Below are 21649 nucleotides of genomic sequence, written 5' to 3'. Positions count from 1 at the left end.
GACAATGGTAGAATTTGAATGATCCTTGTGATACCGTTTAAGGAGCGAAGATTTGGGGTGTTACTGAAATGTTAAATAAATTCGTTGTCGTTGATTTAGAAACAACAGGCAACCTTTCTAAAAAAGGCGATAAAATTATTCAATTTGCTGCTGTGGTCATAGAAAACGGCCATATAACTGATAAATTCTCGTCACTCATCAATCCTCAAAAAATGATTCCAGCATTTATTGAAGAATTGACTGGTATCAATGATGAAATGGTAAAGGATGCACCGTTATTTTCCGAAATAGCAGAGAAGGTTATGTCTTTGCTGGATGGTGCCTATTTTGTTGCCCATAATGTATTATTTGACTTATCATTTCTTCAGGAAGAATTAATCCAATCTGGATGTGAAGGATTTTTTGGTCCTGTTTTAGATACGGTAGAAATGGCAAGAATTCTTTACCCTACCGCTGATAGCTATAAGCTTTCCGATTTAGCAGAGAAAGAGAAATTAAATCATGACCGGCCACACCAGGCGGATAGTGATGCACAGGTTACTGCTGAATTATTTCTTATCTTGTTAAAAAAAATATCTTCATTACCGCAAATAACGATTGGGCAGCTTAGTCAGTTAGCAGGAGGGTTAAAGAGCGATCTACAACAGCTATTAGATGAACTAGTCGATACAATAGTAAAAAAGCGAGAGGAATTACCTGAGTCTATTGAAGTATATAACGATATTGCATTAAAAAAGAAATTTGTTGAAAATGAAATAAAATCAGTGAATAAAGATGCTCAGCAGTACCCTTCAAGTGAAGAAGACAAAATTGAGATCATCAAACACGGCTTTCAATTCTTTGAAAAGCGATCTGGACAATTTCTGATGATGGACACCGTCTACGAATCATTTCAAAATCAAAGGCATACTTTAATCGAAGCTGGAACAGGAGTAGGTAAATCGCTTGGTTATCTCCTTCCAATTGCGTACTTTTCAAAAGAACACAATCTTCCTATTATTGTTAGTACTCATACGATACAACTGCAGGAACAAATTTTGAAAAAAGAAATTCCGCTCTTGGATAAAATCCTGCCTTTTAAAATCTGCTCTGTTCTTCTTAAAGGGAGGAGCCATTATTTAAGCCTAGAAAAGTTTCATCAGACGTTAATGGATGAAAACGATAATTATGATACGACGTTAACAAAAATGCAAATTCTTGTTTGGCTGACTGAAACTGAAACCGGTGATAAGGATGAATTGAATCTATCAAGCGGCGGCCTCATTTATTGGAACAAAATTAAGGATGAACCAACTGTTTTTAAACCAAATCAAGGTTGGCAGGAGAGAGATTTTTATCTTAAAGCAAAAAGAAAAGCACAAGCTGCTGATATTATCATTACAAACCATTCATTATTAATAAGTGATCTTATAGGTGAAGGGTCTATTTTACCTAAGGCTGATTATGTAATTATTGATGAAGGTCATCACCTTCAAAAAGTAGCGAGCCAGTTTTTTGGCTTTTCTTTGGATTATCTATCCTCGCGGCTGCTTATAGGTCAATTTGGACTCTATGAACAAAAACAGCTCTTTTATGAGTTGGAGGAGATGCTATCTTCTATCCCTGAACAAGAAAGAAATCTCATGCATTCGTTTGAGTTGAATGGAATGGTGATGGACCTTAACTATGAAATGGATGAATTCTTTAAGCTGATTGCCCTTTTTGCAAAAACAAAGGTAACTAACAAAAAGGGATTAAATCGTATTAAAGTTCGGTTTTCTCATGCTGATAGCGGGAAAGAGAGAAATGCACTTGTTCATAGTGCGGAGAGGTTTACCTTTTTACTTAAAGATTTATTCTCAGCTATTAACGATCGTCTCGAGTTGATAAAAAAAGAGAAATATTCGTTAACCAGTTTGGAAGAAAAAAAAATCGAAGAAATTTATACATTTATAAATGAGCTGGGCGAGATGCGAAATACAGTGATAAGCTGCTTTATTAAAGATTCGAAGGATGTAAAATGGATTGAAATGGACACCCGGTCGCCGCAAAATGTAACAACTTTTATCGCACAGCCTGCTTTTGTAGCTGAACAGCTAAAGGAGAAATTTTTTAGTCCAAAAAAGGCAGTTGTGCTTACATCTGCTACTCTTTCTGTAAATAACTCTTTTAATTTTATCATAAAGGAAGTTGGACTTGATGCTGTTTCATCTGTGCAAATGAAGATTTCTTCTCCGTTTCAATATAAAGACCAGGTTCAGCTTTTCATTCCTGAAGACTTACCTGAAATAAATACTGTGACAATGGATGAGTATGTGATTGCGATAACCGAACATATCATCACCATAGCTGAGGCGACAAAAGGAAGAATGCTGATCCTTTTCACAGCATATGACATGCTAAAGAAAACGTATGAGTTGATTAAGGAAAGCGGCTTTCTTAATGAGTATGTTCTCATTGCTCAAGGAATTTCGAGCGGCAGCCGTACAAGGCTAACGAGGAATTTTCAGCGCTATGATAAGGCTATTTTACTAGGGACGAGCAGCTTCTGGGAAGGTGTAGATATTCCTGGTGAAGACCTATCCTGTCTTGTTATTGTAAGGCTTCCTTTTAGCCCGCCTGACGAACCGCTGACAGAAGCAAAATGCCAATTGATCGTGCAGCAAGGCGGCAATCCCTTTACCGAATACTCGCTGCCTGAAGCCATCCTTCGCTTTAAGCAAGGATTTGGCCGGCTAATACGGACGGAACAAGACCGTGGAATCATGTTTGTATTTGATAGAAGGATTGTTACAACCAAATACGGTAAATCCTTTTTAAAATCAATACCCGCTATCCCAATAAAAAAAGGGACAATTGATGAATTAGTCGAGTTTATTCATACTTGGTTATGATAAAAATATGGAAAATTACACATCCTATTAGATAATAGGAGGCGTGTGTATGAAAATATTGCTTATATTATTAGCCATATTTATTCCAAGCACCTTAATTGCAAAGGCTGAAACATCAATTACTGGTCAAGTTGAGAATGTCGAATTAAATATAAAGGAGCATGAAGCTGCGGTAACGTTTTTGGGTCTTTCTGCAGGGGAAGCGACACTTGTCCAAGGACCAAATAATGAAAATATATTGATAAATGTTGGCGGGAAAGGAACGAAAGCAGAATTAGAAAGCTGGCTTTCCCTTTATAATATTAATGAGATTTCTACCTTAATCCTAACAAATGGTGTACAGGAAATATCATACAGTAAAATTAACCAAGTAATTACGAAATATAAAATAAAAAAAATTATTACTACACCTGAACTTTCAAAGCTAATAGCAAAAAATTTAGATCAATCTATGCCAATTTCGTTCATTTCCTGGGTAGAGGGTACAAAAAAAGAAATTCTCCCCGAGATGACTGCTGAAGTTCAGTTCGTCGGGAATGAACCAAATGAAGGAATGGATTTAATGTTAAATTTTTTCGAGCACAATATTTTTTTGATGACTTCTTTTAGCCATCGTGCGGAACAAACACTTCTTAAGAAGAATCTTAAGGATGTCAATGTTTTTAAAATCCCTAATAGCAATAAGGAAGACACGTTATCAGATCAATTCATTCAATACTTAAATCCGCAAATTTCGATTCTTTTTGCAGTGAAGGAACATCAACCGAATATAAATATACTTCATGATTTACATAGTATATGGTCAGAGGTGTATTTTACAAAAAAACACGGTACGGTCACAATTAAATTTACTGAATCTAATTATGAGGTTATCACCATTCCAGCAGAGGTGGATGAAAGATAGCCCGTTCCATCAAGAAAAAAATTATATAATTTAGGTAGATTTGCAACACATCGGGTTTTATCCTGTTATAATAATTAGAAAGATTCTTCACAAATAGAGTTAAAGTGGAAAGAGGAGAAATACAATGGAAAGTAAAATTGAAGTATTATCAACAGTTAAAATCCAATACAGTTCGGATTTATATAAAATTGTTGATGCACTAAATCGAACCTTAAAACAAAATGATCTCATGTTTGGCCTAGCACTTGATCAAGAAGATAAAAATAAAGCAATATTTACCATATATCGTACATAAAGAAGTGAGATAAAATGAAAAAGTGGATAGTTTTTCTCGTATTATTCGTTATAGTCATTATTGGAATATCAATTAAGGTATATTATTCTTCAGTAGAACCAGTTAAAGCTGCGGAAAAAAAAGCTGTCGCACTTGCGAATAAGAAGATTCAAATTAGTGAGGTACAAGATTTTCACATTTACAATGGGTTGGAAACAGTAAATGTAATTGAAGGGAAAAATAATAAAGGTGAGAAAATCATCGTTTGGATCCCTGACAAGAGTAAGAAGGTTTATGTTCAAAAAGCGAAAAATGGTATATCAAAAGACGAAGCTGTTCAAAAACTTTTGCAAGAGAAAAACCCAAAAAAGATTATTTCAGTTCGACTGGGCATGGAAAAAAATATTCCATTATGGGAAATTTACTATCGTTCTGAAAATAATTTAATAAATTATTATTATGTTCACTTTGAAACTGGTGAGTGGCTAAAAAAAATTGAAAATCTATAGATTGGCCGGAGAATGGGGGAAGAGGGATGAATGTAAGACTAGCAAAGCGGGTAATGGCACTTACACCATCATCAACATTGGCTATTACAGCAAAAGCAAAGGAACTAAAGGAACTAGGGGAAGATGTCATCGGATTAGGAGCGGGTGAACCTGACTATAATACACCACAGCATATTTTAGATGCTGCATCACAATCAATGAATGAGGGGCATACCAAGTATACGCCTTCTGCTGGGCTTCCTGCATTAAAAAAAGCAATAATCAAGAAGTTCGAACAGGATCAAGGATTAACCTATAAACCGAATGAAATCATTGTTGGTAATGGAGCAAAACATATTCTTTATACCCTTTTTCAAGTTCTCTTAAATGATGGTGATGAGGTTATTATACCTTCTCCATATTGGGTAAGTTATCCCGAACAAGTTAAATTAGCAGGAGGAGTACCGGTTTATATTAAAGGGCATGAACAAAATCAATTTAAGATTTCACCTGAACAATTAAGGCAGGCAATTACAGCCAAGACAAAAGCAGTAATAATCAATTCACCAAGTAATCCTACAGGGGTCCTGTATACGGAAGAAGAACTTTTAGAATTGGGTAAAGTTTGTCTTGAGCAAAATATTCTTATTGTATCAGATGAAATTTATGAAAAGCTTGTCTATTTTGGTGTAAAGCATTTTTCAATAGCGGAAATTTCACCAGTGCTTAAAGAACAAACCATTGTCATTAATGGTGTTTCTAAGTCCCATTCAATGACAGGGTGGAGAATTGGATATGCGGCTGGTAATAAACAAATTGTTGAGGCGATGACAAATCTTGCTAGTCATAGCACATCAAATCCAACAACAACTGCCCAATTCGCGGCAATCGCTGCTTACAATGGATCACAAGAGCCTGTTGAAGAAATGCGGCAAGCATTTGAAAAAAGATTAGAAATCATTTATGATAAAGTGGTTGCCATTCCCGGGTTCACTTGTGTGAAGCCTCAAGGAGCTTTTTATTTGTTCCCAAACGTTAAGCAGGCAGCGGAAATGACTGGATTTTTTCATGTTGATGACTTTGTGGAAGCCTTATTAGTAGAAGCCAAAGTGGCGGTTATTCCGGGGTCTGGGTTTGGAACACCAGATAATATTCGTCTTTCTTATGCAACATCACTAGATCAATTAGAAAAAGCAGTGGCAAGGATTCACCAGTTTGTTGAATCGAAGCTATAAAACTAATTTAAGAGATACTTGTTATCATGGAAAAATGATTAAAAAGTCTGCTAAGCAGGCTTTTTAATTTCCTATCCAATTATGGGATGCCTATTACCCTTACTCGAATGAGTGGTTCATGATATACTAATCAGGAGGTGTCCTTTTATGAAATCAAATATTTTAGCATGGCTCCAAGAAGGGAGTATAACCATTCCTTCATTATTGTTTTCTGAATACCGTAACCTTAATTTAAACGAAACGGAACTTGTTCTTTTATTAAATATCCTTACCTTTATAGAAAAAGGAAACGAATTCCCTACTCCGGAAGAGCTCTCTGCACGTATGACAGTTTCGATTTCGGACTGTAATGAAATGCTTAGAAGACTGATCCAAAGAGGTTTTATCGAAATAATTGATCAATACTCTCATGATGGTATTCGTTTTGAGAAATACTCTATAAATCCATTGTGGGAAAAACTCATTGATCAGTTCATGATAATTAATAAAACTTCGAAAGAAATCGATAAAAAAGCTGAAGAAACCGATCTTTATACTTGTTTTGAGAAGGAATTTGGCCGCCCCTTATCACCTTTTGAATGTGAATCCCTTGGGATGTGGATGGATGATGATCACCATGATCCTGTCATCATCAAAGCTGCTCTTCGTGAAGCGGTTATGTCTGGAAAATTAAATTTTCGTTATATTGATAGAATCCTTTTTGAATGGAAGAAAAACGGAATAAGAACTATTGAACAAGCGAAAAATCATGGCCGTAAGTTCCGACAAAAACAAATATCAAAGGGAAACGTCAAGGATGATTCACATCAGCCACTTGTCCCTTTCTATAACTGGTTAGAGCAATAAATTTTTGATTAACGAGAGAGGACATTCTCTCGTTTTATTTCATTTCATAAAGTAGTGGGTGATATGTTTGCTGAATAATACACAAATCCGTTATTGTTTAGATGAAATGGGTAAAATGTTTCCAGAAGCCCATTGTGAGTTAAACCATTCTAATCCCTTCGAACTGATCATAGCTGTTTCGTTATCGGCACAATGTACCGATGCGCTTGTCAATAAAGTGACGAAGGAATTATTTAAAAAGTACAAAACACCAGAAGATTACTTAAAGGTTCCGCTTGAAGAACTTCAAAATGATATTCGTTCTATTGGACTTTACCGAAATAAAGCTAAGAATATACAAAGTCTTTGCAAGATAGTGATTGATGAATATGACGGGGATATCCCTATGGATAGAGATGAGTTGACTAAACTTCCTGGAGTAGGCAGGAAAACTGCAAATGTTGTTGTGTCGGTTGCCTTTAATATTCCTGCCATTGCCGTTGACACGCATGTAGAACGAGTAAGCAAACGGCTTGGGATTTGTCGCTGGAAGGATTCAGTATTGGAAGTGGAAAAAACATTAATGAGGAAGGTTCCGAAAGAGGAATGGTCGGTAACCCATCACCGCTTAATCTTTTTTGGCCGATATCATTGCAAAGCTCAAAATCCACAGTGTACAAGCTGTCCATTATTAGAGATATGCCGAGAAGGCAGGAAAAGGACGAAAGGAAAGACAACTGTCAATGGATAGTCAAGCAGAGACTGTTTCCACTATACTAGAAGAATGGGAAAGCGTTAAGATACTACTTGACCAATTATTCCGTGAACGTGATCAGAAAAAAGCGAAAGAATGGATGGAAAAGGGAATTGCCTTATTCATTCAATTATTGAATTACACAAATGAAAAAGCTTCCACTCCTAATGATTCAATTCCTTTTCATCAGTTTTATTTTAAGCCAGTAAATATTGAAGAAAGATTAGGGTTTATCATGGCTAGGCCTGGTTTATATCATTCATACCGTCAACTTTCGGAGCTAATGGTTGAACAGGAAAAGTTATATGCAAAGAGAAATATCGTAAAAAAAACGTCTAGGACATAAAACCTAGACGTTTTTTTATAACGGATTTTAGGGTTCCCGTGATCCAGATCCCTGCCCACCAGAAGGATTTCCAGGTGGGGTAACGGGAGGGAGTGTTCCTCCTTGATCGCCGCTATTGCCATTGCCGTTTCCATTTCCATTACCAGCTCCGTTTCCATTGCCAGTGCCATTCCCAGTACCATTTCCGTTACCATTCTCATTTCCAGTACCATTTCCGTTACCATTCTCATTTCCAGAGCCATTTTGATTACCTTGGTCATTTTCTTTATCAGGCTTAGGAATTTCAATGGAAGTAGAAACAGAATCACTCTTTCTATCCCCGTTAATCGCAAAGATGGTAAATGTATATTTCTCGCCTGGATTAGCAGGAATTGTCAAGCTGTTTTCAGTTTGAACAAGATGACCTGGTGCGGAAACATTATCGATTGTAATATCAAACTGAATTGCTGCGTTATTGGCATTAGGATAGTCCCAAGTTAAGACAATGTTTTTATTAACATCATCATATTTTGCCGTTGGGTTCACAGGTGCCTCAAGTTTGTTATATTTCTCAGAAACCTTTTTAGGTGCATGCCCTTTTACGGCATATTCGATACTAACCTCACTATCCGGTGTGAATTCACTTGCTAGTACCGGAGGCATTGAGCCTTTTTCAATTCTCACCTTTTGCACACTGTTAGGCATAGTGAAATCTGGGGTATTTTTATCTTTTGATACATAGGCCATTAAATTTTTAAAAATTAACTGAGCGATTCTTTGATCTTCGACTGATGTTATAGGTGTTTTACGATCACTGTAACCTGTCCAAACGGAGGCAGTATAATTGGTCGTATAACCTGTAAACCACGCATCAGGTACAGCACCTCTCTTAATGTTCCATTGCTTCATTTCATCATCGGTATAATTTGTTGTTCCTGTTTTACCGGCAATCGGAAGACCGGGTACTTTAGCCCTTGTCCCGGTACCAGGAGAAACAAGAACGCTCTTCATCATATCTGTAATCATAAAGGCAGTAGAATCCTTCATCACAACCTTTGGCTTAGGCGCTGTGCTAATAACACTACCGTCACGAAGCTTAATTTTAGTAACAGCATGCGGTTTCGTGTAAATACCGTTATTTCCAAAAGCACTGTAGGCTCCAGCCATTTCAAGAGGGGATACACCAACTGTTTTACCACCGAATCCACCAATCGCATATGACTCATAGATTTCTTTTAACGGAATACCAAGACTTACGGCAAAGTCTTTCGCTTTATCCAAGCCCACCTGCTGAAGGGCTTGAACTGCAGGGGTGTTTCGTGATAATTGCAGTGCCGTCCTTATCGTCATAGGCCCCATATATTTCTGATCCCAGTTTCCAAACTTTTTCCCTGAGGAATAGGTAATCGCTTTATCCTCAATCATTTCATATGTGCCCCAATTTAAATATTCAATCGCTGGACCGTAATCAAGGACAGGCTTGATAGTGGATCCAGGCTGTCTCTTTGTGTCTATCGCATAGTTAAAGCCTCGTTTTACCTGTTGATTCCTTCCACCGCCGATTGCACGGATTTCTCCCGTTTTCGTATCAATGAGAGTTATCCCAGCTTGGAATTCTTCATCAGGGTATTTAATGATATCTGGTGTATTAAGCATAGTATAAACATAAGTTTGAGCATCTTTGTCTAATGTAGTTTGAATTGTCAGACCATCTGTAAAAATATCAAAATCTGTTGTTTCTTTTACTTCATCAATGACAGCATCAACAAAAGAATCGAAAGGCTTTGAATCGACCTGACGTTCTTCTTCCTTCAAAACAGTCGATGCAACAGAAACTTTTTTGGCATCTTCCATTTCTTGTTTTGAAATAAATCCATGATCATGCATTAACGTTAAGACAATGTTTCGTCTTTTTTCAGCCAAATCCGGATGGTCAAAGGGGTTATAATTATTTGGACTTTGCGGCATCCCGGCAATTTGGGCAGCCTCTGCTAAAGTTAATTCATCTAATGTTTTTCCATAATAGATTTTTGCTGCAGTGGCGAGTCCATGACTGTTTTCAGATACATATACTTTATTGACATACATTTCAAAAATTTGATGCTTTGTATATTTTTGTTCAAGTTGATAAGAAAGCCATGCTTCTTGAACTTTTCGCTTTAATGTCTTTTCCTGTGTTAAAAATGCATTTTTGACGACTTGCTGTGTAATTGTACTGCCGCCCTCTGCACCGAAACCACGCTGGAAATTTGCCAAAATAGCACCGCCGAGGCGAATTGGATCAATCCCATGGTGTTTATAAAAACGGTAATCCTCGGTTGCTAAAACGGCATTTTCGACTACCTTTGGTATATCTTTATAACTTACATATTCGCGGTTAACAGCACCAACTTCAGCAAACTCTTTTCCATCTTTATCTAATATCTTTGAAGGGATGGGATCTTTTAATAATTTCGGGTCAAGTTTGGGAGCATCCTTTACTAAATAGGCGAAAGTACCAACTCCTGCCAATATACCAACGATTCCAAGGACAACAAGGCTAAGGAAGATTTTCTTGAATAGCCCGCCGGATTTTTTCTTGGCTTTTGGCTTACCTTTGGATTGGAGTTGCTTCCGGCGCTCCTCTCTTGATTGATATTGTTCTGACATGTGAATTCCTTCCTTTCTAACCTTCTATCTTTTAAAAGGAGGTTAAAGTGTATCTATTATTTTAATATAGTCAATTCTTGGTTGAAATCCAAGTGGAATGTGATGTCCATTTTGTTCAATTTCTTCTTTCGTTATTGATTTTCTGCCCCCATTTATCATTCTCCCCCAATACTTCAACAAGTGCTTTGCATCAAGCAAATAAACCTGCTCAAATTTTGTAAACCGGAGAATAACAAAACATATACCTCCTTGATTCATCACTTCTTCCATATGCTGCACTTGGTGCTGATGGAAATTTTTTAATGGAAAAGAGGTTGGGTTTTGTGTTTCCTTTGCTTCAAAATCAATATATTTTCCTTTATAAACTCCATTATAGTCAGTAGTAGAAGCTAGTTTAAAATAGGCCTCTTTAATAACGGCTGCACTTCGGTTTGGATAATCTACTTGGACAATTTGAACCGGTGTAGGTTTCTTATGGATGACAGCAATTTTTCGTTCCCTGTAGAATTCATTTGTTTCATTTAAATCATCTTCAAGTGTCATGCCTCTATTACTATACGAACTATTTCTCTTATTTTTTAAGGGAATTTCAGTCTCACGTTCTTTCGATTTATACTTTTTTCCATTTGGATAGTTAACATTCATGTTTTACACCTCTCAAGCTATTCCTTATCATATCAAATCTTAGCAAGATTGGGGTGTATAAAATACTTTCGCTTACACACTCTAATAACAATTGTACCGTGAATGACAAATATAAGCATGATTCATTTTACGGAAAACGTTTATCATTCCATGTTACTCATACTCTACTAAACAGTTAAGGGAAGAAGAATATGAATCATCTTACAATACAGGAACAAACAATCATCCGTCAAATTCTAAGTGAAACAAAGAATAAAAATATCGATAATATCTCAAGAACGGATGCATACTTTAGATTTTATAAAAAGAATCCGGATATTATTTGGTCCTTTCTTGCCAGCATGGTTTCGCGAAATGGGGGATGGAATATGTGTGATCTAGAAGGATCCATTTTCCCTCAACTTATTGATGCAGGTATGAGAAAACAACTATTCCTTACATATGAGCGGGCCAATTGGCTTATTTTCCATGATGTTTTTCCCCAGTTATTGCTCTATCAATATTCGACGAAAATAAATCGATCAATGTTTCACTTACTTCCCTATTTCAATGTTTCTACATTTATTCAAAAAGAATGGAATCGGTATTGGAAGGAGAAAGATCGGAAGCGGATGACAACTGCATTAATCATAAATGAGCAAAATGTGATTCAAACTCCGGTAATTGAACATCCCGTATTTAAGAAAAAGGTATTTCATTCAATGATATTTTCCTTTCAGGACTGGCTTCATTTTAGCTGTGTCCTGTTTCCAACATGTGGGGGAGAAGTTTATGGGGCAAGTGTAAATGGCTTTAAATCTCTTTCAAAGAGAATTAACTTAGGTAAACGACTTGCAAGTATCCTATTCCATCCCAGGCTCTTTCCTTATTTTCTTGAATTTGCGGAAAAGACTCCACATACAGGTTCAAGATATGATTATGAACGATATTTTAAAGTAAAGACCCTTGGAAAAACACCACTGCTGCGTACGAGCTTCCCTGTTATTGCACATCACCAGCATATATATGAGGATTGGAGTAACCATCGAAAGGTGTCTCCTGCTTGGTTGTATTTCCCAGTCCGCCATCGTCACCCCATTCATCTTACAGATTGGTACTTTGCGAAATCAAACCAGCTTCAATTATTGCTCTCACTTCAAAAGGGAATTGATCTGAATAAGTGGGAATAAGAAAAAGCAAGGGTCCCCTTGCTTTTGTTCACATTTCATCCCTATACCGCCTCTGATCAAGGCTCTTCGGCTTTTCTTATGTAGAAGGACGATCTGGCCCTTCCATTTTTTTGTCACCATACCCAACTCTTTTTTCTGGTTCAGATTGTGTTTGTTTATTGGTTTGTTTTTTCTTCTTTGACATCAAAAACACCTCCAATACTAGCTTGTACGCTTTTTCAGTTTTTCATGCGGATTATTGATTGTCGAAAGTAAAAGGAATGATTGCAGATTTTACACTTTCTTTGACGAACTTCTTCTAGTTTTGTCAAGAGAGAAGGAAGCTAATCAAAGAAGGAGAATATTACCTTATAGATTATCGCGAGGAGGGTTTTATAAATGAATAAGCCATTGTCCGAAAAGGAAAAACTGCTTACTATGCTGACAGAAATATACGATCAATTAGAAGAATTGGGGTCGGTTCTCGAAGCATCATTCTCCGACCTTCGCATAAATTTGAACAGGCATGAACAAGAAAAATTAACTGTACCGGTTCAAAAGCTATCAGAAATAGAAAATAAAATAGCCAATGTTATCGAATACGAGGAAATATCAGATTCCGACCTAAACCAGGTTCCTAAGCCATTAAAACTTGAATTAGGCTTATCATTACAGCTAAAATGATAGTATTGAATGAGAGTAGCAAACAAATACTTTGCTACTTTTTTATTTGAAGATTTAGAAGGGATAAAATAGAGATGCCTGAAGAAATACTTTACCTAACTGAAGAACTCTTATATTATAATCGCTTATTTTTGAAATACTATCAAGAGGGCAGAGAGACAGGAATTAAACATGATTTTCATGAGGTCATTAAGCCATTTGCAAATGAAGTTAAGGAAATAAATGATAAGTGGGAAAAAGCAATGAAAAAATGGCTTTCATTATCAAATCATAAACACTTGCATTTGAAGCAGATCAAAACGACAACAGAACATATCGAACAGCTCTCGATTCAAGCCTTTTTCTCAGAAACTAGCAGAACAAGGTTTTTAAATTCTCAACGAACTGTTGAATATTTTCTCCAGGAAGTAATTAAAGTGATTAAAAATTAGAGAAGAGATGCTTTTTTGGGCATCTCTCTTTGAATCATAATTTTTAAGAATATTCGATGAGGGAGTTTTCATATTCAGTATCAGGTATTACCGCTCCCTGTTTTTCAAGCTCACGGACAAGAATGCGATATTCTTTAATGGTAATTTCATTATGAATATACGCTTTCTTAGCAAAATCCATTAAAGAGTTAACGTCATCTGTTTTGAATTCCCGACTTTGATTAAATTTGCTTTTTAATTCGCGAATGTCCATAAATAGCTCCTCCTTCATCATTTTTTTTATCGTACCACGAAATAAAAGGATTTATAGTTTTTAAAATATTTAAACTTTAGACAAAATTCTTCTTAATTAGACATTGACGAAAGATTCAATATAATCACCTTTTTTTCGAACCTTCATAATCTGTAATAGAGATATTTGTGGAGGAGATGTTTGCCCATGTTTGGTAAAAATAAACCAAATCATTACGTTCATCATGGATATTCGGGGCAAATGGTGCACCAAGTTCCTATTGGTCAACAATGGAACCCGCAACATTATTTTTATCGAAATCAACTAATGCCATATCAAATGAACCCCCAAAATTATGATTTTATGGCTTTCCAACAACAAAACCCTTATTTTCAGCAAGATATGCAGCCAAATGGTCAAAGCTATCAACTTGGATTCGTTCCGCAAAATGCGCCATACCAAAATCAACAGTATTCACAAAAGGATTCGCAGTTCCTTTTTCATAATCCGTTGCAGCCAAAGGAAGAAATAGTACGACCTCAAGCCTATATGCCAATGAATGCTTTTCCTATGATGAACCCATATCCAAAACAAAGTATGATGCAGAAACAACCTGGGACTATGAAATCAATTATGAATTCCTTCAAGTCGCAGGACGGGTCAGTCGATTTTAATAAAATGGTCAATACAGCAGGTACAATGATGAATGCTGTAAACCAAGTTTCGTCGCTTGTCAAAGGGTTTGGAGGCTTCTTTAAGGCTTAATAAAAAAGACGGCTGTCAATAGCCGTCTTTTCTATTTAGAAGATCAAGTGTTATTTTACTTTGCTATTCTTCTATTTCGATGCTTTTTCCTTTTACCTGGGGAATTCTGATTTGTAGTAATCCATCCCGGTAAGAAGCTTTTACCATTTTTTCATTAATCACATATGGAAGGGAAATGGTTCTTGACGATTGTTGTCGAAAAAATTTTCGACGATGAACTTGTGTTTGTTCGTTTTCCTCTGTTTCTAGCTCATTATTTTCAACAGAAATAGTTACAAGGTTCCCAGTAATATTTAATTGGATTTGGTCTCTTTTCACTCCTGGAAGCTCAGCAGTAATAATATATTCCTTCCCAGTTTCAACTGTTTCTACAGGAAAACCTGCCGCAACAGGAAACGGGGTTTTGAAAAAGTCATCAATCGATTGTAAAAATCCGCGAACTGGTTTTTCAGCGAAGAAGTCGTTCATTGTTTTGACTATTTCACGAAATGGTTCTGGCTTTTTAGAGTTATTTTTATCACTCGGAAGCATGGATGACATCATTGTTCCCTCACTTTCCATTATTTCACTCCATATCATATGCCAATAAAACTGGGTATGTGCCGCCATTTTAATGTAATAACTTTTTGAACAATTTATTACAACGTGTTTTAAGTGATTTAAATCACAACAAATATTAATAAAAAAATATACTCTAAAGCAGTAAATAATGGAAAGCGAGGTAGCTATATGTTCTGTTATCAATGTGAACAAACTCCATCTGGCGGTTGTACGGTTATGGGTGTTTGCGGTAAAGATGAGACAATTGCAAGCTTACAAGATACGATTATTTTTGGATTAAAAGGAATTGCGGCCTATCGGACACATGCTAATCAACTAGGGGTAACAGATCCGTTTGTTGATGCAACTACCCATGAAGCTCTTTATCTGTCATTAACGAATTCTAATTTTAACGTTCAAGAACATATCGATATGGCGATGAAGGTAGGGCAGGCTGCTGTCCGCGTTATGGGTATGCTAGATGAGGCACATACAAAGCGATTAGGTATCCCAGAGCCAGTACGAGTAAGCCAAAACAAAATTGAAGGCAAATGCATCGTTGTTACGGGTCATAATCTTTTCGCCTTAGAAGAATTATTGAAGCAGACAGAGGGCAAAGGTATTAATATTTATACGCATTCGGAGATGCTGCCTGCACACGGCTATCCTGCTCTAAAGAAATATTCACATTTAAAAGGGAACATCGGCAAGGCATGGTATGATCAACGCCGGCTTTTCGAAAAATTCCCAGGGGCAATTTTAGCGACGACTAACTGTGTGATGCCAATCAAAGGAACATATGCTGACAGAATGTTTACCTATGAAGTGGCAGGACTTGAAAATGTCGAAAAAATTCTCAATGATGATTTTTCTCCTCTAATTGAGAGAGCCTTAGAGCTTCCTGAAGCGGCAATCGAGTCTGAAGCAACGTTGCTTACAGGCTTCCATCATGAAACAGTTCTAGGTATTGCACCGGAAGTAATTGACGCTGTAAAAACGGGGAAAATTAAACGCTTCTTTGTTATTGCTGGCTGTGATGCACCTGGTCATGGCGGTGACTACTACCGTGAACTGGCAACATCACTTCCTCCGGAAACGGTTATTTTGACCACTTCCTGCGGAAAATTCCGTTTTAATGATGTGGACTACGGTGTTGTTCCTGGAACAAACATTCCTCGTTATATTGATTTGGGACAGTGCAATAACTCCGGTTCTACCGTGAAAATTGCCATGGCATTAGCAGATGCATTTGGCTGCGAAGTGAATGAACTTCCAGTTAGCATTGTATTGTCTTGGTTTGAGCAAAAAGCAGTAGCAATTCTTTTAGGGCTTTTCAGTTTAGGAATTAAAGATATCCGGATTGGACCAAAACCACCTGAATTTATTTCTGAAGGAGTTTTGAAGGTTCTTCAAGATACATTCAATCTAAAATTGATCAGTACGGCCAAAGAAGACATGGAAGACATGCTTCAGTTAACAAAATAATAAATGTAAAACACCACAGCATCCATCGCTGCGGTGTTTTATGTTTAAATTAAGTTGATTTCTTTCATAAGCAGTTCAACATTAACGATCATGTTTCCACTGTCATCTACTTCGATTAACTCATCTTTTTTCATTTTTGTTAACGTCCGGCTAATTGTTTCTCTGGTGGTTCCAATCATATTGGCAAGGTCCTTGTTAGTGAATTCAGACTTTAGAAGGATTATACCGGCTTCTTTCTCCATCCCATATTTTTGTGCAAGCCGGATGAGAAGCTTGATGATCTGTTCATATGTATTATTAAGAATTTGTTCTTCAAGCCGGTCTTGTAAATCAACGATTTTCTCGCCAAGGACCTTAAAGACCTTGATGCAAAGCTCAGGATTGTCAATTAGTACGGATTCAAATTTTGAAATGGGAACAGCAATTAGTGTTGACGGCTCTAGTACCTCTGCATATGCAGGGTAATTTCCCCTTCTAAAAAAACCTACATGTGGAAACATTTCACCTTTTTTTGCGATGGTAACAATTTGTTCTTTACCATTGACATCACTTTTGTAGATTTTGATTTTACCGTCATAAATAAAATAAACATTCTGCAGCGGATCACCTTGAAGAAAAACATGACTCTGCTTTTTCCAATCCCTTGCAATCGCGATATCAGCAACCTTTGTTAATTCAAATTCGTTTAATTCGCGAAAAAGGGTGAAATCAGAGAGTACCCTTTTGATTTCTTCTATTCTCATTCAATCACCTTCATATTCATTTCAGTTACTATTAATTGTATCAAAAATATCAGGAATAGTTTAATTTCATTCATGTTTATTTTGTATAAATGATATTGGAAGAATATACCGATTCTATTAATGTAAAAAATTTTGTTTTTTTCTTTAATAACGAACGTCTATTCGCTAAAATAAAGGTACGAGGTGAGGTTCATGAAGTTAAGAAAAAGCCTGCAAGAAATCCTAAAGGAATTAAAAATAAATGATGAATTTAAAGAGAATATTGTCACATGGCAAACCATTGAGGAAAAGCCGGCTCAGACTGTGCCCTTCCCGGAAAACTTACATCCGTTTTTAAGAAAAGCCCTTCAAAGCAAGGGAATTGAACAGCTTTATGCTCATCAAAAATTAGCATATGAGAAAATTACAGAGGGGAAAAGTATCGTAGCGGTAACACCGACGGCCTCAGGAAAAACGATTTGTTATAATCTTCCAGTTTTGCAAACGATTCTTAAAAATCCTGATTCAAGGGCTCTTTATATGTTCCCAACTAAAGCTCTAGCCCAAGATCAAAAGAGTGAAATAAATGAAATAATTCAAGCTGCGGGTGTAGATATTAATAGCTATACGTATGACGGGGATACGCCGGCTAATATCCGCCAAAGGGTACGAAAAGCCGGTCATGTTGTTATTACTAATCCAGATATGCTTCATTCAGCCATATTACCGCATCATACTAAATGGGTATCACTATTTGAAAATCTAAAATTTGTTGTTATCGATGAGCTCCATACATATCGCGGTGTATTTGGCAGCCATGTTGCCAATGTGATTAGAAGACTGAAAAGAATTTGCCAATACTACGGAAGCAATCCCGTGTTTATTTGTACATCCGCTACGATTGCGAACCCATTAGAGCATGCAAAAAACTTAACGGAAGAGAAAATAAATTTGATTGATAATAATGGTGCCCCAAGTGGGACGAAGCATTTTCTCTTTTATAATCCACCGATTGTAAATAAACCTTTAAATATTAGAAGAAGTGCAACACTTGAAGTTCGAAAAATTGCTGGTGAACTATTAAAAAATAAAATTCAAACGATTGTTTTTGCGAGAAGCAGGGTGAGAGTCGAAATTATTCTGACCTATCTGCAAGAATTAGTGAAAAAACAGTTAGGTGCTAAATCTATTATGGGGTATCGCGGCGGCTACCTCCCAACAGAAAGAAGAAAAATTGAAAAAGGCCTCCGTTCCGGAGAGATATATGGTGTGGTCAGTACAAATGCACTTGAGTTGGGGGTTGACATTGGACAGCTTCAGGTGTGCATTATGACAGGCTATCCAGGGACGATTTCGAGTGCATGGCAGCAAGCAGGAAGAGCAGGGAGAAGACACGGAGAAGCACTGGTCATTATGGTGGCAAGTTCTAGTCCGCTTGATCAATATATTATTCAAAATCCTGATTACTTTTTTACTAAAAGCCCTGAAACAGCAAGGATTAACCCGGATAATCTCATTATTTTAATTGATCACTTGAAATGTGCTGCCTATGAGCTTCCATTTAAGGCGGGAGAGCAATTTGGAAATGCAGGCCCCCTTGATGAACTGCTTGAATATTTATCTGAGGAGCGTATCCTATTTCGTAATGGAGATAAATGGTATTGGATGAATGATTCTTTTCCAGCACATAATATTAGCTTGCGCTCGGCTTCACAGGAAAATGTCATCATTGTCGATCAATCAGATGTGGCTAATGTAAAAGTTATTGGAGAAATGGATCGATTTTCAGCAATGACACTTCTTCATGATGAAGCCATTTATTTACACCAAGGTACACAATTTCAAGTTGAAAGGCTTGACTGGGACGAGAAGAAGGCATTTGTAAGGGAAGTGGATGTAGACTATTTTACTGATGCCAACTTAGCTGTTCAATTAAAAGTGTTAGAGGAAGACAAGCTTCAGACTAAGGAGGAGGCGGAAATCGGTTTTGGGGATGTAAGCGTTCGGGCAATGGCAACGATTTTTAAAAAAATTAAATTTGAATCTCACGAAAATATTGGATCTGGACCAATTCATCTTCCTGAAGAAGAGCTTCATACGAATGCAGCATGGATTTCATTGAATAAGCCGTTTGCAGAAATGGGACAGGACCGACTTGAGCAGGGGCTTGTCGGAGCAGCACATGCTTTAAATCATATTGCTCCACTATTTGTAATGGCTGACCCTCAAGATATTCATGTCATCCCGCAAGTAAAGGCAGATCATAATGAGAAGCCAACGATTTTCTTTTATGATCGATATCCAGGAGGAATTGGCTTAAGTGAAAAAATATACAGTGGGATGTCAGAGGTATTTTCCGAAACGAAAAAAATGATTGATCGGTGCCAATGTGAATCCGGCTGTCCGTCATGTATTGGAACAGACACCATTAGTGATTCAGCTAAAAAGGATGCATTAAAAATTATTAATTCATTTTTGAAATCTTTTGCTTTGGGCAAGGAAGTGTACCCATGTCGTTAAAAAATAAGTTAAATCGCTTAAAACCTCACTTATCAGGAGGGAGCCAACCCGAAAAAATGGATCCCCTTACTAAAACGTTTAATGTTTTAGTACCTTTCCGCGAGAAATGGGAAGAGGAAAATGTATTTCCATACTTTTTCGATCAAGATTATTGTCTAATTAGAGAAGTAAAATACCCACTATCACATCAACATGGGCATTACTGTTTTCGTGATTTTCTTACGGCTGTTGACATTTGGAATAATCAGTCGGTCAGTCACCCTTTATCCGCAGAAGGACACCATGCAGAGGAAATATTCTTTTTCGACACCGAAACAACAGGACTTGGAGGCGGAGTCGGGAATACAATTTTTTTACTGGGATATGCGAGTATTTCCGGTGAACAGCTTATTTTAAGACAGCACATACTTCCGTACCCTGGTGCAGAGGTACCTTTATATCAAAGCTTTTTAGAAAAGGTAAATTATAAAACACTGGTTACGTACAATGGAAAATCATTTGATTGGCCTCAAGTTAAAACAAGACATACCCTTGTAAGGGAGCATGTTCCAAAACTGCCTGCGTTTGGTCATTTTGATCTTTATCATGCAGTAAGAAGGCTTTGGAAGCATAAATTAGACCGTATGAAATTGGCTATTGTTGAGAAAGAGGTTTTAGGACTGGAAAGAGTGGATGATATTCCAGGATTTTTAGCCCCGATGATTTATTTTGATTTTATTGAAAGCAAACAGCCCGAAGGAATACTCGGGATCCTTAAGCATAATGAAATCGACATTTTATCGCTCGTTACTTTATATACCCATCTAACTTTTCAACTATATGGGATAGACCGAAATCAAACAAGACCTGAATCATATGAGGTTGGGCGTTGGTTTGCCAATTTAGGAGAAAAAAAAGAAGCAGAGAAGGTATTGAGCAAACTTACAACTGGCAATGATGTTACTTCCTATCAAGCAAAACTCATATTAGCTTATCAACACAAAAAAGAACGCAACTGGGCAATGGCTCAGAAAATGTTCCTTGATGTTGTCGGTTGCGATGACGATCGGATAAGGTTAGAGGCATTTCTGGAGCTTGCAAAAATACATGAACATAGACTAATTGATTACAAGCTTGCTATAAAATATTGTCAAAAAGCGATATTACAATTAACACAATCTAATAATCAAACTCAAATGAAAAGTCATATTACTTTAGAGCAGTTTGAAACAAGGTTAAAACGATTAGAACGAAAATATGCTAAATTTCCCGGGTAAGCGCAATTTCCGCCAAAATCACTGATGTTATTGGTTATTTCGGCACTGTTCGATAAAATGTCACATAATAAAAAAATATATTAAAAAACCAGTAATTCCATATTGTTTATCAACGTTGAAAAAGGTAAAATTTGAATTTGGATTGAGAAAAAACGACTATAAAAACCTTATGGAGCTGGTAATATGTATAAAACAATTTTATTCTTATTTTTTATTGTCGTATGTTTGACTGCAGTCGTATTTACAAGCTTAAAAGATAGCTTTTATTCGATGCTATAAGATATTTAAAAGCTAATATATGCCTTATAAATTTTAATGATAGAAAAATAGGTATTTTAATTAGTACAAGAGTAGCTCCTTCAACATAGGCTGTTAATGTAAACAGAATAATTGAAAGGAGATTTTTAAATGTATCCTGGAACAAATTTTTTGCCGCCAGTCATCCATCCGACTCAGGAAATTGTAAACCATACGTTTTCTACAACAGTGGTGCCGCATATTCATCCAGTACACACAACAACGGTGAATCATCACATGTACCAACATAAACATTACTGCCCGCAAACTGCTTCATGCTGTGAAGACGTATGCAATCAGCAAATCAACTGCTGTAACCCATGTGCACCAGGTTTTGGAGCAGGAGGCCCAGGCTTCGCACCAGGAGGCCCAGGCTTTGCACCAGGAGGCCCAGGCTTTGCACCAGGAGGCCCAGGTTTCGCACCAGGAGGCCCAGGCTTCGCACCAGGAGGTCCAGGCTTCGCACCAGGACCATTTATGGGTCCTCGACCATAATTGAGGGATTTCAATTGCAAGGGCTTTTTAGCCCTTGTTTTTTATTGATTCTTACATTATGATATGCTTTTTCGAACAAAATGTTTGTCCATTTTTTTAAAA

21 protein-coding genes are annotated in these 21649 nt (G+C 36.9%); 16 read left to right on the top strand and 5 right to left on the bottom strand.

Annotated elements, in window-relative coordinates; all coding sequences use genetic code 11:
• Positions 1-68: 68 nt before the first annotated feature.
• The 8 genes from dinG (at position 69) to QNH20_RS17170 (ending at position 7699) form a co-directional block, all read left to right on the top strand.
• Positions 69-2873, top strand: coding sequence for an ATP-dependent DNA helicase DinG (dinG, locus tag QNH20_RS17205; protein WP_283919202.1), 2805 nt, complete (start codon positions 69-71; stop codon positions 2871-2873).
• 49 nt (positions 2874-2922) lie between these two features.
• Entirely contained in the window at positions 2923-3777 is an 855-nt protein-coding gene (locus QNH20_RS17200; protein ID WP_283919201.1) for a ComEC/Rec2 family competence protein, read from the top strand.
• Between the two features lie 124 nt (positions 3778-3901).
• Positions 3902-4072, top strand: coding sequence for a YpmA family protein (locus QNH20_RS17195; RefSeq protein WP_283919200.1), 171 nt, complete (start codon positions 3902-3904; stop codon positions 4070-4072).
• A gap of 14 nt (positions 4073-4086) precedes the next feature.
• Positions 4087-4560, top strand: coding sequence for a cell wall elongation regulator TseB-like domain-containing protein (locus QNH20_RS17190; RefSeq protein ID WP_283919199.1), 474 nt, complete (start codon positions 4087-4089; stop codon positions 4558-4560).
• A 26-nt stretch (positions 4561-4586) separates the two neighbouring features.
• The gene (locus QNH20_RS17185; RefSeq protein WP_283919198.1) at positions 4587-5774 is read left to right on the top strand and encodes a pyridoxal phosphate-dependent aminotransferase; all 1188 of its coding nucleotides are present in this window, start codon (positions 4587-4589) and stop codon (positions 5772-5774) included.
• 147 nt (positions 5775-5921) lie between these two features.
• Complete coding sequence (locus QNH20_RS17180; protein ID WP_283919197.1) at positions 5922-6620, top strand: DnaD domain-containing protein; 699 nt, start codon at positions 5922-5924, stop codon at positions 6618-6620.
• Between the two features lie 67 nt (positions 6621-6687).
• Positions 6688-7350, top strand: a complete 663-nt coding sequence (gene nth / locus QNH20_RS17175; RefSeq protein WP_283919196.1) for an endonuclease III — start codon at positions 6688-6690, stop codon at positions 7348-7350.
• Positions 7343-7699 (top strand): YpoC family protein, encoded by a 357-nt coding sequence (locus tag QNH20_RS17170; protein ID WP_283919195.1) that lies wholly within the window; start codon positions 7343-7345, stop codon positions 7697-7699. The genes nth and QNH20_RS17170 overlap by 8 nt, the downstream gene beginning before the upstream one ends.
• Before the next feature lie 27 nt (positions 7700-7726).
• Here QNH20_RS17170 and QNH20_RS17165 read toward each other — a convergent pair whose 3' ends face one another.
• Both QNH20_RS17165 and recU read right to left on the bottom strand, forming a co-directional pair.
• Positions 7727-10327 carry a PBP1A family penicillin-binding protein gene (locus QNH20_RS17165; protein ID WP_283919194.1) on the bottom strand — a complete coding sequence of 867 codons (2601 nt, stop codon included), beginning with the start codon at positions 10325-10327 and terminating at the stop codon, positions 7727-7729.
• A 42-nt stretch (positions 10328-10369) separates the two neighbouring features.
• Entirely contained in the window at positions 10370-10972 is a 603-nt protein-coding gene (gene recU / locus QNH20_RS17160) for a Holliday junction resolvase RecU (protein WP_283919193.1), read from the bottom strand.
• A gap of 191 nt (positions 10973-11163) precedes the next feature.
• On the opposite strand from recU, the gene QNH20_RS17155 reads away from it, so the two are divergent.
• The 3 genes from QNH20_RS17155 (at position 11164) to QNH20_RS17145 (ending at position 13235) form a co-directional block, all read left to right on the top strand.
• Positions 11164-12141: a DUF2515 domain-containing protein gene (locus QNH20_RS17155; RefSeq protein WP_283919192.1), complete on the top strand. Its 978-nt coding sequence runs from the start codon at positions 11164-11166 to the stop codon at positions 12139-12141.
• A 378-nt stretch (positions 12142-12519) separates the two neighbouring features.
• Positions 12520-12804 carry a hypothetical protein gene (locus tag QNH20_RS17150; protein WP_283919191.1) on the top strand — a complete coding sequence of 95 codons (285 nt, stop codon included), beginning with the start codon at positions 12520-12522 and terminating at the stop codon, positions 12802-12804.
• Between the two features lie 74 nt (positions 12805-12878).
• Positions 12879-13235, top strand: coding sequence for a DUF1798 family protein (locus QNH20_RS17145; protein WP_283919190.1), 357 nt, complete (start codon positions 12879-12881; stop codon positions 13233-13235).
• 43 nt (positions 13236-13278) lie between these two features.
• On the opposite strand, the gene yppF is transcribed toward QNH20_RS17145, so the two are convergent.
• Positions 13279-13488: a YppF family protein gene (gene yppF, locus QNH20_RS17140; RefSeq protein ID WP_283919189.1), complete on the bottom strand. Its 210-nt coding sequence runs from the start codon at positions 13486-13488 to the stop codon at positions 13279-13281.
• 186 nt (positions 13489-13674) lie between these two features.
• On the opposite strand from yppF, the gene QNH20_RS17135 reads away from it, so the two are divergent.
• Entirely contained in the window at positions 13675-14232 is a 558-nt protein-coding gene (locus QNH20_RS17135; protein ID WP_283919188.1) for a YppG family protein, read from the top strand.
• 63 nt (positions 14233-14295) lie between these two features.
• Here the strand turns inward: QNH20_RS17135 and QNH20_RS17130 are convergent, their stop codons facing one another.
• Positions 14296-14793 carry an Hsp20/alpha crystallin family protein gene (locus QNH20_RS17130; protein WP_283919187.1) on the bottom strand — a complete coding sequence of 166 codons (498 nt, stop codon included), beginning with the start codon at positions 14791-14793 and terminating at the stop codon, positions 14296-14298.
• A 168-nt stretch (positions 14794-14961) separates the two neighbouring features.
• Between QNH20_RS17130 and hcp the strand changes: the two genes are divergently transcribed.
• Positions 14962-16257 (top strand): hydroxylamine reductase, encoded by a 1296-nt coding sequence (gene hcp / locus QNH20_RS17125; protein ID WP_283919186.1) that lies wholly within the window; start codon positions 14962-14964, stop codon positions 16255-16257.
• Positions 16258-16301: 44 nt separating this feature from the next.
• On the opposite strand, the gene QNH20_RS17120 is transcribed toward hcp, so the two are convergent.
• A complete protein-coding gene (locus QNH20_RS17120; protein ID WP_283919185.1) occupies positions 16302-17000 on the bottom strand; it encodes a Crp/Fnr family transcriptional regulator in 699 nt (232 codons plus the stop codon).
• Between the two features lie 192 nt (positions 17001-17192).
• On the opposite strand from QNH20_RS17120, the gene QNH20_RS17115 reads away from it, so the two are divergent.
• The 3 genes from QNH20_RS17115 to QNH20_RS17100 all read left to right on the top strand — a co-directional run bounded on the left by QNH20_RS17115 (position 17193) and on the right by QNH20_RS17100 (position 21547).
• Positions 17193-19499, top strand: a complete 2307-nt coding sequence (locus QNH20_RS17115) for a DEAD/DEAH box helicase (RefSeq protein ID WP_283919184.1) — start codon at positions 17193-17195, stop codon at positions 19497-19499.
• Positions 19490-20755, top strand: a complete 1266-nt coding sequence (locus QNH20_RS17110) for a ribonuclease H-like domain-containing protein (RefSeq protein WP_283919183.1) — start codon at positions 19490-19492, stop codon at positions 20753-20755. Before QNH20_RS17115 ends, QNH20_RS17110 begins: the two co-directional genes overlap by 10 nt.
• Before the next feature lie 408 nt (positions 20756-21163).
• Entirely contained in the window at positions 21164-21547 is a 384-nt protein-coding gene (locus tag QNH20_RS17100; RefSeq protein ID WP_283919182.1) for a CotD family spore coat protein, read from the top strand.
• Positions 21548-21649: the final 102 nt, after the last annotated feature.

This window comes from Neobacillus sp. WH10, from assembly GCF_030123405.1.
Taxonomy (GTDB): Bacteria; Bacillota; Bacilli; order Bacillales; family Cytobacillaceae; genus Neobacillus.
The sequence above is the reverse complement of the archived record's forward strand: the minus strand, read 5'-3'. Positions and strand labels throughout refer to the sequence as shown.

What these genes read in the sequence shown, in the direction of transcription:
- dinG (WP_283919202.1), top strand. Translation starts at nt 69, where the DNA reads ATGTTAAATAAATTCGTTGTCGTTGATTTAGAAACAACAGGCAACCTT.
- QNH20_RS17200 (WP_283919201.1), top strand. Translation starts at nt 2,923, where the DNA reads ATGAAAATATTGCTTATATTATTAGCCATATTTATTCCAAGCACCTTA.
- QNH20_RS17195 (WP_283919200.1), top strand. Translation starts at nt 3,902, where the DNA reads ATGGAAAGTAAAATTGAAGTATTATCAACAGTTAAAATCCAATACAGT.
- QNH20_RS17190 (WP_283919199.1), top strand. Translation starts at nt 4,087, where the DNA reads ATGAAAAAGTGGATAGTTTTTCTCGTATTATTCGTTATAGTCATTATT.
- QNH20_RS17185 (WP_283919198.1), top strand. Translation starts at nt 4,587, where the DNA reads ATGAATGTAAGACTAGCAAAGCGGGTAATGGCACTTACACCATCATCA.
- QNH20_RS17180 (WP_283919197.1), top strand. Translation starts at nt 5,922, where the DNA reads ATGAAATCAAATATTTTAGCATGGCTCCAAGAAGGGAGTATAACCATT.
- QNH20_RS17170 (WP_283919195.1), top strand. Translation starts at nt 7,343, where the DNA reads ATGGATAGTCAAGCAGAGACTGTTTCCACTATACTAGAAGAATGGGAA.
- QNH20_RS17165 (WP_283919194.1), bottom strand. Translation starts at nt 10,327, where the DNA reads ATGTCAGAACAATATCAATCAAGAGAGGAGCGCCGGAAGCAACTCCAA.
- recU (WP_283919193.1), bottom strand. Translation starts at nt 10,972, where the DNA reads ATGAATGTTAACTATCCAAATGGAAAAAAGTATAAATCGAAAGAACGT.
- QNH20_RS17155 (WP_283919192.1), top strand. Translation starts at nt 11,164, where the DNA reads ATGAATCATCTTACAATACAGGAACAAACAATCATCCGTCAAATTCTA.
- QNH20_RS17150 (WP_283919191.1), top strand. Translation starts at nt 12,520, where the DNA reads ATGAATAAGCCATTGTCCGAAAAGGAAAAACTGCTTACTATGCTGACA.
- QNH20_RS17145 (WP_283919190.1), top strand. Translation starts at nt 12,879, where the DNA reads ATGCCTGAAGAAATACTTTACCTAACTGAAGAACTCTTATATTATAAT.
- yppF (WP_283919189.1), bottom strand. Translation starts at nt 13,488, where the DNA reads ATGGACATTCGCGAATTAAAAAGCAAATTTAATCAAAGTCGGGAATTC.
- QNH20_RS17135 (WP_283919188.1), top strand. Translation starts at nt 13,675, where the DNA reads ATGTTTGGTAAAAATAAACCAAATCATTACGTTCATCATGGATATTCG.
- QNH20_RS17130 (WP_283919187.1), bottom strand. Translation starts at nt 14,793, where the DNA reads ATGGAAAGTGAGGGAACAATGATGTCATCCATGCTTCCGAGTGATAAA.
- hcp (WP_283919186.1), top strand. Translation starts at nt 14,962, where the DNA reads ATGTTCTGTTATCAATGTGAACAAACTCCATCTGGCGGTTGTACGGTT.
- QNH20_RS17120 (WP_283919185.1), bottom strand. Translation starts at nt 17,000, where the DNA reads ATGAGAATAGAAGAAATCAAAAGGGTACTCTCTGATTTCACCCTTTTT.
- QNH20_RS17115 (WP_283919184.1), top strand. Translation starts at nt 17,193, where the DNA reads ATGAAGTTAAGAAAAAGCCTGCAAGAAATCCTAAAGGAATTAAAAATA.
- QNH20_RS17110 (WP_283919183.1), top strand. Translation starts at nt 19,490, where the DNA reads ATGTCGTTAAAAAATAAGTTAAATCGCTTAAAACCTCACTTATCAGGA.
- QNH20_RS17100 (WP_283919182.1), top strand. Translation starts at nt 21,164, where the DNA reads ATGTATCCTGGAACAAATTTTTTGCCGCCAGTCATCCATCCGACTCAG.